At 69.6% G+C, this 13,401-nt stretch carries 9 protein-coding genes; 1 reads left to right on the forward strand and 8 read right to left on the reverse strand.

The window, feature by feature from the left end:
• Positions 1 to 21: 21 nt before the first annotated feature.
• From AB0I28_RS14225 to AB0I28_RS14260, 8 genes are all read right to left on the reverse strand, one after another.
• Positions 22 to 528 carry a flavodoxin domain-containing protein gene (locus AB0I28_RS14225; RefSeq protein WP_357493183.1) on the reverse strand — a complete coding sequence of 169 codons (507 nt, stop codon included), beginning with the start codon at positions 526 to 528 and terminating at the stop codon, positions 22 to 24.
• Positions 525 to 1,406, reverse strand: a complete 882-nt coding sequence (locus tag AB0I28_RS14230; protein ID WP_357493185.1) for a universal stress protein — start codon at positions 1,404 to 1,406, stop codon at positions 525 to 527. Before AB0I28_RS14230 ends, AB0I28_RS14225 begins: the two co-directional genes overlap by 4 nt.
• Entirely contained in the window at positions 1,403 to 3,892 is a 2,490-nt protein-coding gene (locus AB0I28_RS14235) for a cation-transporting P-type ATPase (protein ID WP_357493187.1), read from the reverse strand. Before AB0I28_RS14235 ends, AB0I28_RS14230 begins: the two co-directional genes overlap by 4 nt.
• Positions 3,880 to 6,276: a phosphoketolase family protein gene (locus AB0I28_RS14240; protein ID WP_357493189.1), complete on the reverse strand. Its 2,397-nt coding sequence runs from the start codon at positions 6,274 to 6,276 to the stop codon at positions 3,880 to 3,882. The genes AB0I28_RS14235 and AB0I28_RS14240 overlap by 13 nt, the downstream gene beginning before the upstream one ends.
• Positions 6,277 to 6,437: 161 nt before the next feature.
• Positions 6,438 to 7,472, reverse strand: coding sequence for an alcohol dehydrogenase catalytic domain-containing protein (locus AB0I28_RS14245; RefSeq protein WP_357493190.1), 1,035 nt, complete (start codon positions 7,470 to 7,472; stop codon positions 6,438 to 6,440).
• Complete coding sequence (locus AB0I28_RS14250) at positions 7,469 to 8,347, reverse strand: universal stress protein (RefSeq protein ID WP_357493192.1); 879 nt, start codon at positions 8,345 to 8,347, stop codon at positions 7,469 to 7,471. Before AB0I28_RS14250 ends, AB0I28_RS14245 begins: the two co-directional genes overlap by 4 nt.
• 323 nt (positions 8,348 to 8,670) lie before the next feature.
• Positions 8,671 to 11,307 (reverse strand): GNAT family N-acetyltransferase, encoded by a 2,637-nt coding sequence (locus AB0I28_RS14255; RefSeq protein WP_357493194.1) that lies wholly within the window; start codon positions 11,305 to 11,307, stop codon positions 8,671 to 8,673.
• Positions 11,308 to 11,347: 40 nt separating this feature from the next.
• The gene (locus tag AB0I28_RS14260) at positions 11,348 to 12,238 is read right to left on the reverse strand and encodes a universal stress protein (protein WP_357493196.1); all 891 of its coding nucleotides are present in this window, start codon (positions 12,236 to 12,238) and stop codon (positions 11,348 to 11,350) included.
• A 446-nt stretch (positions 12,239 to 12,684) separates the two neighbouring features.
• Here AB0I28_RS14260 and AB0I28_RS14265 point away from each other — a divergent pair, with 446 nt between their 5' ends.
• A complete protein-coding gene (locus AB0I28_RS14265; RefSeq protein ID WP_357493198.1) occupies positions 12,685 to 13,362 on the forward strand; it encodes a hypothetical protein in 678 nt (225 codons plus the stop codon).
• Positions 13,363 to 13,401: the final 39 nt, after the last annotated feature.

Here is a 13,401-nt window from a genome sequence, read left to right on the forward strand (position 1 = left end):
TCGGCCACTACCGCGCAGGGACTAAAGACCCTGTCGAGAACCGGCCCGGATCGACGACGCGATCGACGCGGCCCATGTTCGGACGTCGTCGAGGTCCCGATAATCGCCCTCGGGCACCCGCAGCATGCCCGTGACGACACGTTCGGCGAGGCCCAGCCGGGCCCGGTCGAGGCGCCCGGCGAACAGCCGGTGCTCACGTGCGCCCGTGGTGCGCATGAGTTCGCCGATGTCGGCAGGGTCCTCAGCCGGTCGCGGTGGATCGCCGACCGGTCCGGTGGAGAACAGCCAGACGGGCAGTGTCGACAAAGCGGCGTGGTGCCGGTCGGCGAAACGCAACGCGGGCCGCAACCAGTGACCGAGGTAGACCGCACTGCCGAGCACGACGGCATCGGCGTCTGCCAGGTCGCGCACTTCCTCGGGCCGACGGCGGTCGACGTCGAAGCCGGCCGCACGCAGCACCTGGGCGAGGACGGCCGAGATCTCCTCGGTGGATCCGTGCCGGCTGGCGGCGGCGACCAGGACCTTCATCGGGCTGTTCCCTTCTCGTCAGTCAAGGGCGGCGGAACGATGAGGACGGGGCAGGGTGCGTGCCGCAGGACGTGACGCGACACCGACCCCAGGACCCGGCCGAAGAAGCCGGTGCGGCCGTGCGCGCCCACCACGATCAGCTGGGCATGGCGGGCGCGGGCGACGATAGCCTCGCCGGCGTCGCCGACCATGACCTCGTCGGTGGCGACGACGGTGGGTTTTCTGCGGCGTTCGCGGTCCAAGGCGGCGGTGAAAGGCCACTCCCGCTGGGTCCAGGTCGCGTCGCGCTCGTACAGCGAGGCCGGAGTCGCGTCGAAGACGACCGCTTCAGCCCTCACGTGCGCTGCGACGAGGTCGACACCGCGCAGCGCGGCGGCGTCGAACGCGACGCGGAGGGCACGCGATGAGGCCGGGGAACCGTCGAGACCGATCAGGACGGGACCGGAGCCGCGCGTGCGGCCCTTGACCACGAGCACCGGTACCGGTGAGCGCTCGGCGACTTGCAGCGCGACGGAGCCGATCACCATTTCCGCGACGGCTCCGAGCCCACGGTCCCCGATCACGACGAGTTCGGCCGTCGCCGCCTCGGCGAGGAGAACCTGGGCGGGGAAGCCGGTGACCAGTTCTGTCTCCACTTTGACCGCTGGGTCGGTGGCCGCAGCGGTCTCGGCGGCCTCGGCGAGGATCCGTTCGGCCTCGTGGCGCAGTCCGCCGGTGGGCGGCCCGGACGGGGAAGGTCCCAGGGGGACGTGCATGAGGGGCCAGAGGAAGGCATGGACGATGCGCAAGTGTCCACCGCGCCTGGCGGCTTCGACGGTGGCCGTGCGCACCGCGTTGAGGGCGGAGGGCGATCCGTCTGCGCCGACGATGATTCTCATTGACCTTTCACCTTTCGGGTGATCCACAAGATGAGGGCGGGGATGATGGCGACGGCCGCGCAGAATGCGAGTTGGGTCGCCGACAGCGGTTCGGTTCCGAGCAAGGTCCGCAGCGGCGGGACGGTCACGGCGGCGATCTGCGCGACGGCCGACAGCGCGACCGCGGCGGGGAGGGCGAGGTTGAGACGCCACGGGCGCCGGGCCCGGACGGCGACGGCGAGGCCGAGCTGGCTGAGGCCGAGGGTGGCGAATACGACGCTCTGCCACGGCCAGTCCTTCGCCTCGGCGAACACGCCCGCTGCGAGGGTCGCCGCGGTGAGCAGGGAGCCGAGAAGCAGAATGCCGCGCCAGAGGCCGTCGCCGAGGATCTGCTCGCCGGGGGCGCGGGGGCGTCGGCGAAGAACGTTGTTCTCGGCGGGTTCGGCGCCGAGGGCGACGCCGGGCAGGCCGTGGGTGAGCAGGTTGATCCACAGGATCTGGGCTGGCAGGAGGGGGATGGGCATGCCCAGCAGGGGGCCGGCGAGCATGACGAGGATTTCGGCGGTGCCACCGGCCAGTCCGTAGCGCAGGAAGCGGCGGATGTTGTCGTAGACCCGGCGGCCTTCGCCGACGGCGGCGGCGACGGTTTCGAGGTTGTCGTCGACGAGGACGAGGTCGGCGGCCTGGCGGGCGACTTCGGTGCCGCCTCCCATGGCCACTCCGATGTCGGCGCGGCGCAGGGCGGGGGCGTCGTTGACGCCGTCGCCGGTCATGGCCACGACCTGCCCGTCGGCTTGCAGGGCGGCGATGATGTCGAGTTTCTGTTCGGGCTTGGTGCGAGCGAAGACCTGGGTGTCGAGAGCTTGTTCGGGCCGGTCTCCGGCGCCGACGGCGTCTCCCGGGGTCCAGATCCCGATGCGGGCGGCGATCGCCGAGGCGGTGCCGGGGTGGTCGCCGGTGATCAGGATCAGGCGGATGCCGGCGCGGTCGAAGATGGAGGCGACGCCGGTGGCGTTGTCGCGCAGCGGGTCGCCGATGCCCACGATGCCGAGCAGGGACAGTCCCACGGGCGCGCCTGGGTCCGCGGGCGGTTCGGCGGTGAGGCTTTCGGCGACGGCAATGACGCGCAGCCCCTCGGCGGCGAGTTTCTCTGCGGCGGCGCGTGCCGCGGCTCGGGATGTTTCGGAGTCGACCACGAGGGCCAGGACGCTTTCCGGCGCGCCTTTGCAGACGGTCCGGTAGCCCGTTCCCGTGCGATGGACGGTGCTCATGCGGCGGGTGGCCTGATCGAAGGGGTACTCGGCGACGCGGGGCCAAGTAGAGCGTGCGGCATCGGCGTCGACGCCGCACCGGGCGGCGAAGGTGACGAGCGCGGCCTCCATCGGATCACCGATGGCCTTCCACTCGCCGCCGTTGTCGGGTGCGGCGATCGTGGCGTCGGAGCAGAGGACGGCGGCTTCAGTGAGCGTTCGCAGCGCCTGGGTCGGTTCGGGGGTGACGACCCCCGCGGGTCCGTAGCCGTGCCCCGTGGCGGTGTGGGTGGTGCGGCCACCGACGGCTTCCTGGACGGCCATGCGGCCTTCGGTGAGCGTGCCGGTCTTGTCGGAGGCGATGACCGTGACCGACCCGAGGGTTTCGACCGCGTGGAGACTGCGGGGAATCGCGTTGTGACGAGCCATGCGGCGCGCGCCGAGAGCCAAGGCCAGCGTGACCACGGCCGGCAGCGATTCGGGAACCGCGGCCACGACGAGGCTGACGGCCACCAGCGCCATGCTCAGCACACCGGCCCCGCTGCCTACTCCGACCGCGAAGACCACCGCGCACAGCAGGACCGCGGCGGCGCCGAGGATCCGGCCGAGGCGGGCGATGCGCCGCTGGAGCGGCGTGGCGCGCTGCCCCGCTCCGGCCACGAGGCCGGCGATCTTTCCCATCGCGCTGTCGGCGCCCGTGCGCACGACGGTGCCCGCGGCGCGGCCGATGACCAGGACCGTCCCGGCGAACACCTCCATGTCGGCGTCCTTGGCGACCGGCAGCGACTCACCCGTGAGGGCCGACTCGTCGAGGCGGCAGCGGACCGCCTCGGCGAGGAGCATGTCGGCGGGCACGATGTCGCCGGCCTCAAGGCGCACCAGATCGCCGGTGACGAGTTCGGCTGCGGGAACGATCTGGTCGACGCCGTCGCGTACGACCCGCGCTGCAGGGGCGGTGAGGTCGTCGAGGGCGGCGACGGCTTTGTCGGCGCGGGTCTGCTGGACTACGCCGATGGCGGTGTTCAAGGCGACGACCAGGGCGATCACAAGTGTGTCGGTCCAGTCGCCGAGCAGTGAGGTCACCACGGCGGCGATCAGCAGAAGCGTCACCAGCGGGTCGGCGAGCTGGGCGCCGATCCGGCTCAGGAGGCGCTTCGGTTTGGGCTTGGCGACGACGTTCTCGCCGTGGGCGGCCAGCAGGCTCGCCGCCTCGGCCGAAGACAGTCCGGCAGGGCCGTGGCGGGTCATGAGTTCCATCGCCAGTCCTTGATCTTCGGGGCGTCGTCGCCGTGCTCGCGGGTGTAGTCGCGGGCATGCTTGCGGGCGTCGACCATGCGCCGGCGCAGTGCCGCTTCTTTGACGGCGAGGCCGGGGACACGGTCGATGACGTCGATGACGAGGTGGTAGCGGTCGAGGTCGTTGAGCATGACCATGTCGAAGGGTGTGGTGGTGGTGCCTTCTTCTTTGTAGCCGCGGACGTGGATGTTGTCGTGGTTGGTGCGCTGGTAGGTCAAACGGTGGATCAGCCACGGATAGCCGTGGTAGGCGAAGATGACGGTCTTGTCGGTGGTGAACAGGGCGTCGAACTCCCGTGGGGACAGACCGTGCGGGTGCTCCTTTTCGTCCTGGAGGCGCATGAGGTCGACGACGTTGACGACGCGGATCTTCAGGTCCGGTAGTTCCCGGCGCAGGATGTCGGTGGCGGCGAGGGTCTCCAAGGTGGGGACGTCGCCGGCGCAGGCCATGACGACGTCGGGGTCGCCGTCGTCGTTGCTCGCCCAGTCCCAGATCCCGATCCCCCGGGCGCAGTGGTCCTTGGCTTCTTCGATGGTGAGCCAGTTCGGGGAGGGTTGCTTTCCCGCGACGACGACGTTGACGTAGTTCCTGCTGCGCAGGCAGTGGTCCATGGTCGACAAGAGAGTGTTCGCGTCGGGTGGCAGGTAGACGCGGATGATCTCGGCTTTTTTGTTGACGACGTGGTCGATGAAGCCGGGGTCTTGGTGGGAGAAGCCGTTGTGGTCTTGGCGCCAGACGTGGCTGGACAGCAGGTAGTTGAGTGAGGCGATGGGGCGGCGCCAGGGGATGTCTCTTGTGGTCTTGAGCCATTTGGCGTGCTGGTTGAACATCGAGTCGATGATGTGGATGAAGGCCTCGTAGGAGGTGAACAGGCCGTGTCTGCCGGTGAGGAGGTATCCCTCCAGCCAGCCCTGGCACAGGTGCTCGGAGAGGACCTCCATGACGCGGCCGTCGGGCGCCAGATGGTCGTCGCCGGGCTGGATCTCGGCGGCGAACGCACGGTCGGTGACCTCGAAGACCGCGTCCAAGCGGTTCGACTTCGCCTCATCCGGTGCGAAGAGACGGAAGTGGTCGGGGTTGGCGGCCATGACATCGCGCAGCCAGGTCCCGAACCGGCGGGTCGGCTCGGTGTCGGTCGCGCCGGGACTGAGTACTTCGACGGCGTAGTCGTCGATGGAAGGCAGGGTGAGGTCGCGCAGGATCGCGCCGCCGTTGGTGTTCCGGTTGGCGCTCATCCGCCGGTTCGGGCGGGGAGTGAGACGAGCGATGTCCTGGTGCCACGTGCCGGCGACGCCGAAGAGTCCGGCCGGGCGGTAGGAGCACAGCCAGCGTTCCAGCATCTCCAGGTGCGCAGGATTGTCGCGGACGCCTGAGAGGGGCACCTGGTGGGCGCGGTAGGTGCCCTCCACCTGAACGCCGTCCACTTGCGACGGTCCGGTCCAGCCTTTCGGTGTGCGCAGCACGATCATCGGCCAGCGCGGACGCGACCCGTTTCGGGTCTCTCGGGCGTGCGTTCGAATGTCGCGGATGCTGTTGAAGGCGGTGTCGAGGGCTTCGGCGAGGTCGTGGTGGATCTGCGTGGTGTCGTGGCCGGAGACTTCGATCGGGTCGTAGCCGTAGCCGCGCATCATCGACAGCAGGTCCTCGTCGGGGATGCGCGACAAGACGGTGGGGTTGGCGATCTTGTAGCCGTTGAGGTGCAGGATCGGCAGGACCGCGCCGTCGCGTACGGGGTCGATGAACACGTTCGAGAGCCAGCTGGCGGCGAGGGGGCCGGTTTCGGCTTCGCCGTCGCCGATGACGCAGGCGGCGATGAGGTCGGGGTTGTCGAGGACGGCGCCGTAGGCGTGGGCGAGGGAGTAGCCGAGTTCGCCGCCTTCGTGGATGGAGCCGGGTGTCTCGGGGGCGACGTGGCTGGGGATGCCGCCGGGGAAGGAGAACTGGCGGAACAGGCGGGTCATGCCGGCCTCGTCGCGGCTGATGGCGGGGTAGACCTCGCTGTAGGTGCCTTCCAGCCAGGTGTTGGCCACGATCGCGGGGCCACCGTGACCGGGGCCGGTCACGAAGAGCATGTCGAGGTCGCGCTGGATGATCGCGCGGTTGAGGTGCGCCCACAGGAGGTTGAGGCCCGGTGAGGTGCCCCAGTGGCCCAGCAGGCGCGGCTTGATGTGCTCCGGCCGCAGCGGTTGGCGCAGCAGGGGGTTGTCGAGGAGATAGATCTGGCCGACGGTCAGGTAGTTCGCCGCGCGCCACCAGGCGTCGACGGCGGTCAGATCCTCGGTGCTGAGGTAGGGCTGGGGGCCGCTGCGCTCGGTACGCTCTTCGGTTCCGATGGCGATGCTCATGCTTTGATCGTCGTCGGGATCGGCGGTGGTGGCCCGATGCCGATTCCTCATTTCGACAGGGACCTTGTACCCGGTATCGCCGCGGTCCTTCGGCGCCACGGCCGCATGCGGACACGGGAACGGCGGGGCCCGGCCGGGCCCCGCCGTTCTCATGCCCGCCGCTAGGCGGTGAGCAGCACCTTGAGCGCCCCGGTGCCACTGGCGTGGGCGAAGGTGTCGTAGGCAGTCTCGATGTCGCCGAGTTCGAATCGGTGAGTGATCATGTGGTCGACGTCGAACTGGCCGGCCGCGAGCATCCGCAGCAGCGTGGGTGTCGTGCTGGTGTCGACCAGGCCCGTGGTGATGGTGACGTCGCGGATCCACAGGTCCTCGAGGTGCAGCGTCGCCGGTGCCCCGTGGACACCGATGTTGGCCACGTGCCCGCCGGGGCGAACCAGTCGCGTGCACATCTCGAACGCGGCCGGCGTGCCGACGGCCTCCATGACCACGTCGGCGCCGTCGGTGGTGCAGGCCGCGACCATTTCGACGGCCTCCTCGCCCGGTGCGACGGTGACGTCGGCGCCGAAGAGTTTCGCGGCTTCGCGTCTGACAGGGGCCGGCTCGACAGCGATGATCCGCGAGGGCGAGAACAGCTTCGCGGTGATGATCGCCGCCAGCCCGATCGGTCCGGCGCCGACGATGACGACGGTGTCGCCGGGCTTGACGTGGCCGTTGAGGACGCCGACCTCGTAGGAGGTCGGCAGGATGTCGGCCAGCAGAACGGCCTTGTCGGCGGCGAGGCCGTCGGGCAGTTTGAACGCCGACAAGTCGGCGAAGGGGATCCGCGCGTACTCCGCCTGCACACCGTCGCTGGTGTGGCCGAGGATCCACCCGCCTCCTCCGCGGCACTGGCCGTAGCGGGTTGATCGGCAGTACTCGCACCGCCCGCAAGCGGAGATGCAGGAGGCTACGACGCGATCACCGGGGAGAAGCGTGGATACCGCGTCGCCGACTTCGACGATGGTCCCGACGGCCTCGTGCCCAAGGATCCGACCGGGCGTGACGGCGGGAACGTCGCCTTTGAGGATGTGCAGGTCGGTGCCGCATATCGTGACGGCGTCGACGCGGATGATCGCGTCGGTGGCGTCGGCGATCTCAGGGTCGGGCCTGTCGGTCCACGACTTGGCGCCGCCGCCTTGGTACACGAGGGCTTTCACGACACGTTCCTCTCGGCGTGGGTGGGGTGCACGACAGCAACGGGGCCACGTGCGTGATGGAGAAGGGCACGGCCGATGGAGCCGAGCAGCAGGCCCGCGAACCCGCCGTGGCCGCGAGAACCGACCACGGTCAAGCCGGCCTCAGCGGAGATCTCGATCATGCCGCGCGCGATGCTCTCGCTGGGCAGCGTGTCGGCGTCCACTCGCAGGCTGGGGTACTCGTCGAGCAGAATCTTGACGGCGTCGGCGATGGAAAGGGCGGCATAGGCGCCGTCGCGATCCATCACGGGGTCATAGAGGCGGGTGACGGCGAGGGCTGTGCCGCGCAGGAGCGACTCCTCGGCGGCGAATCGCAGCGCGCGCTCGGCCCCCGTCGAGCGGTCGAAGCCGACGGCGACGGGATCCTCGGCGCGGTCGGGGCCGTCTTCGGCCGCCGGCGGCACGACGATGACGGTGCCGTGGGCATGGGTGGCGACCTGCGCGGCCACTGAACCGAGCAGTAGCCCGGCGAAGCCACCGTGGCCGCGAGTGCCCACAACCGTCACATCGGCACCGCGAGCGAGTTCGATGAGCACGGCGGCGGCGGGACCGGCGACCTGCTCGGCGTGGACGGCGACAAGGTCGGGGTGCTCGGCGCGGATCCGCTCGGCCAGGGCCTTCAAGGTCGCCGCGATCTGCTCGCGCGCGGCTTCGCCACTTCCATCGCTGGGATAGGCGAACCCGACCATGGTGTAACCCGGCAGCGGGTACTGGTAGGCGTGTACAAGGTGCAGCGGCGTCTGGCGCCGCTCGGCCAGACGGACGGCGTAGCGAACCGCGGCCAGACTGGCCGGCGATCCGTCCACGCCTACGACGACCGGTCGGGAATCGAGCATGACGGGCTCCTCTCAGTGCGGTGACCACTTCGGTTAAGGCGGTTCACCAGGCTCGACTCCATGGTCGAACGATCCCGGGGCGACGGCGAGTGCCCAACGACGGCATCCGGTAGTGACCTAAGTCCACGCCAGACGGGGCACACCGTCCTCCGTCGCGAGTGCCCACATTACCGCCAATATGTCCGCAATTGTCGGTCTTGGACGCTTCCGGGCCGGGCGCCGCTTTTTAAGCGCCGTCCGCGAGGTCGGCGTTTCGATGTGCGGGTGCGCTCGGTGGCGACGCCCGTTGGGATCTCGCCTACCCTTCCGTCCAGTTGAGCCCTTCAATCCCGCAGCGCCCTCTCCGGTACGAGCAGCCGGGCGTCCGACCGCGAGAGCCGCAGTTTGACGTCCACCGCCACCACGCCATCGGAGAAGGCGAGCAACGGGTTGGCGTCGAGCTCCGCGATTTCGGGGAAGTCCTCGGCCAAACGCGCGATACGGATCAGAACGTGTTCGACGGCATCGGTGTCGACCGGCGCTGATCCGCGGAAACCGGTCAGCAGCGGGGCTCCTCGCAGGCGTCTCCAGATTCCGGCGGCGTCGACGTCGGTGAGGGGCAGCAGTTGGAAGATGCGGTCGCCGAGCAGATCGGTGTGCACTCCACCGAGGCCTGCCATGAGCAGCGAGCCGAAGAGCCTGTCGTGGACCACACCGGCGACCAGTTCGACACCACCGGTGCGCATCTGCTGCACGAGAACCTCCGGAGCGGCTTCGCCGAGACCGCGGGCGATGCCGTTGTAGGCGGCTGTGACGCTGGCACGGTCGCTTAGTCCGAGCCGTACGGCGCCGAGCTCGGTCTTGTGCACCAGCGCGGGGTCGGCCGCCTTCACCGCGACGGGGAATCCGATCTCGGATGCGGCGCGCCGGGCCTCCGCTGCGCACTTGGCGATACGGGTGGTGACTACGGGGATGCCGTAGCAGGACAGGAGTTCCATCGAGACCTCCCACGGCTGCCATGCGCCTTCTTCGCCGATGGACACGGCCAGAGCCCTGGCGACGATCGCGCGGGCGCGCTCTCGGTCGATGCCGCTGGGTTCTGCCAACGTCCCTTCTGGGCGAGACCTCCAGGCGGCATAGGCGGCGGCGTGGCCAAGAGCGCGCACCGCGCGTTCGGGCGTGCCGAAGACCGGGACTTTGCGACTGCCGACGGTTGCGGGCGCGTCGGGGAGGCCCACGACCACCAGCGCGGTGGGCAGGGTGGGGTGTTCGTCCAGAACCGTGGCGAGGTCGGCGATCGTGGACGCGGCGCTGTTCGACCGGGTCGCGGCGATGATGACCAGGAGGCTGTCGAGGTCGTCGCTGTCGGCCATGGTCCGCACCGCCGTCGCCAGGGCGGTCTTGTCGGCGTCCGCGCCGAGATCGAACGGGTTGTCGTACTGCTCGACGGCTTCGGGGAGGGTGAGCCCTGCCGCGGACGCGGCGTCGGCGGCCAGAACGTTGAGGCCGCCGGCGTTGCCCACGACACCGAGCCGGAAACCGATGGGCAGCGGTGAATCGACGAGTACCCGGGCGGCGTCGACGAGTTCGTCCAAGGTGTCGACTCGGATCACTCCGGCCTGCGCGAACAGCGACTCCACCGCGATGTCGGGAGCGGCGGCCGCGGCGGTGTGCGAGGCTCCGGCGCGCAGACCTCCCGGTGAGCGGCCCGACTTGATGGCAAGGACGGGCTTGCGGGAGGCGACGGTGCGGGCGAGTCGCGCGAACTTCCGCGGGTTCCCGAAGGACTCCAGGTACAGCGCGACCGCCCTGGTGGAGGGGTCGTCGTACCAGTACGACAGGAGGTCGTTTCCGCTGATGTCCGCCTTGTTGCCCAGCGAGATGAAGGTCGAGATACCGAGGCCGGCCTCCTGGGCGTGCTCTAGGACGGCAATGCCGACGGCGCCCGACTGTGTCGCCACGGCCAGCCCTCTGGCCTGTTGGGGTGCCGTCGCAGCGAATGTGGCCGCCAGTCGCACACGCTCGGCGGCGTTGGCAACGCCGAGACAGTTGGGGCCGACAAGGCGCATGTGGTGGCGGCGGGCGATGTCGACCAGTTCCCGTTGCGCGGCCCGGCCTTCGGGACCGGTCTCGCTGAATCCGGCGGTGAGAATGACCGCGGCGCCTGCACCGGCGGCGCCGGCGTCGCGGAGTACGTCGGCCACAAGAGGTGCCGGGACGGCCACGACGACGAGGTCGACCGGCTCGGGAACGGCCGATACGGTGGGGAAGGCTTTGTGCCCGTCGATGTCGGCGACATGCGGGTTGACCGCGTACACCGAGCCGGTGAAGCCGTGCTCGCGGATGTTCGTCCACACCTCCCGGCCCACCCCACCGGCTCGGCGCCCGACTCCCACGACGGCGACGCTGCGAGGTTGCAGGAGTGGTTGAAGCGATGCCTTCTCGGAGACGCGCTCGCGGGCGTCGACCTCGGCGAGTGTCACACCGTTGAGTTCGGTGGGAATGCGCAGCGTGACCGTGTCTCCGCAGCGTTCGAAGCGAGCATGGGAGTCCAGGCCGGCGACGACTTTGAGCATGTTCGCGTTGTTGGACAAGGCCTCGCCGCGCAGTTCTTTGATCCCGTCGCCGCGAGCTATGACCTGCAGTTGTTCCAGAAGCAGCGTCCCGACACCGTGGCCGTGCCACTCGTCGGCCACCAGCACGGCGAACTCAGCCCACTGGGGATCATCGTCGCGTTCATAGGAGGCGATCCCCACCATGTCCTCGCCTGCCGAGGCGATCACCGGGCGCAGACTTTTATCGTGCGGCCGGGTCAGGCGGGCTACCTCGCGATCGATCGGCAGCTTGCCCAGGGAGAAGAAGCGCAGTTGAAGGCTGTCGTCGGAGGCGGCCTCGTACAGCGAGCGGATCCGCTCGGCGTCGCCGGGCTCCACCGGGCGGACGCGGACGATGCGTCCGTCGGTGGCGAGCATGTCGGTCATCGAAGTGCCTTCCTTAGCTGGTTACAGCCCGTCGCCGGTGTCAGCGGCCAAATGGGGCGGGGACGACCGTCACCGGTGACCACGCGTGATGCAGCAGCGCCTGAGTCACCGAACCGATGTGGGAGTGGTGTTCGCTGGCGCCGACCACGACAAGCCGCGCCCTCCTCGACCAGTCGACCAGTGTCGCGGCCGGTGCCTCGCTGGCAACGGCGCGGACGATGTCCAGGGCGGGGTGTTCCTGCCGGATGTGGTCGACGACTCCGTGCAGCCAGTTGTCGCGGACGTCGAGTTGCTCATGGGCGGTGCCTGCGGAGCGGCGGGAGAGCTTGTGCCAGCTGTGGACGAGAACGAGGCGCCTCTTGTGCGCGGCGGCGTGGCCGACGGCGAACCGGAGTGCCGCACGGCTAGACGGCGACCCGTCGACGCCCACAACGATCGGGCGAGTCGCGTCGTCGCGGGACTCCGGGTCGATAACGGCGCGGACCACCGTCACGGGGCAGGGCGGTCGAGAGACGACGGCACTGCTCACCGAGCCCATGAGGACCCGCCCGGCGAAACCGCGGGCGTGGCTGCCCAAGACCAGTGCGGAAGCCTGACGGCCCTCCTCGGTGAGTACTCGCGACGGGGTCCCCTCGACGACATGCGTCGTCACCGGCAATCGTGAGCTCATCGCCCGGACGAACACCTCGGCGTCCTCGGCGATCCTGCGGCCGCGCTGCTCGAAATCGACTCGAGAGACAACGTCGAGTCGGTTGTTTCCGACCGGATGAAAGAACGGCGGCTGGTCGACGAGCCATTCGTAGGCGTGGACCAGCCGCAGCGGCCGTTGTGTCGCCTCGGCTTCGTCGATGGCCCACACCAGCGCGTCGGCACTGTCGGGCTCACGGTCGATTCCCACGACGATGGGTGCATTGCGGTCGGAAGTCTCCATACCACCAGGCTGCCGCCACGCGGTGCGCCGACACAGGGCCGAGAGGAGCCGGGTCGGCAGGGTCTTTCGACCCCGTTTCACAACCGCGTCCCACCCTCGCGAGAATCCCCCCGGCCGCCGGGTCTTTCGTCCTTGGACGGTTCAGCCCTCCGCCACTGCCCGTTGTGCCGCCGGCGTCCCGACCATGGACTGAGCCAGGACGGTGCCGCTCCCGGCCTCGAAAACGGCCGTAGGTTCCACCTGCCATCACGATCCACGAAGCGAAGGAGCGTGTCGCGATGGTCCACCAAAATGAACGACCACCCCGACAGGGTGCACCAAGACCGCCGAGGCCACCTGAGTCGCGGACGCGGCGCGGCGCCGAGGCGCTCAAGGCCCTCGCCGAACATCTGTGGGATGAGGCCACCGACAGGACTTCACCGCGATGGCCGCCCAGATGGCTCAGCGTGAGCGCCGTGGCGGTCGGGCTGGTACTCCTGATCTACCTGGTCGTGCCGATTCTCCTGGCCGTCGGCCGCGCCCTGAGCGGTGAGTACGACCGCAGCGGGGAGCTCACCTGGCGGGCCGGAAGCGACCTCGGCCACGTCGTCACCGATCCCGTCCGTACCTGGCTGCAGGCAGGAGCCGCCGACTTGCCCGTCGGCTGGCAGCTGCTGTGGACCCTCTGGTGCGCAACCGGGGTCACCTTGTTCGTTTCGGGAACGCTGACCGTGCGCGGAGCGCGTGTGGGGTGGCTGCTGTTCGGCCTGGGCACCGCGGCCATGGTCTACGCCGAAACCCCTGCGGCGTCGGCCTGGGCCGCCGTCGGAGTCACCGCCGCCTGGTGGGCCCTGGGCACCCTGTTCGTGCTGCGACGCCCGACTGCTCCACGCCTCAGGGTCGAACCAGACCTCACCGCCCAAGGCCACGCCACACGCGATGCCTGCGACCTGCTGGACGCACTCGCCGAGGCCTACAGCCGCGACGAAGCGCGAGCCGACACCGCCGCAAGGATCCGACAGGTCCGAACCGCCCTGCTCGCACCCCGCATCTACCCGGTTGTCACTCGGGATGAGGATGACGCCAACCACTGGCGCGAACGGCTCGCCGCACCCCTGGAAGACCAGTCATCAGCCCTCGGCTGACCATCGATCTGACCGACGCGGCCCGCTCGTTTCCAGCAG

This window comes from Phytomonospora sp. NPDC050363 (assembly GCF_040655735.1).
Classification (GTDB): Bacteria; Actinomycetota; Actinomycetes; order Mycobacteriales; family Micromonosporaceae; genus Phytomonospora.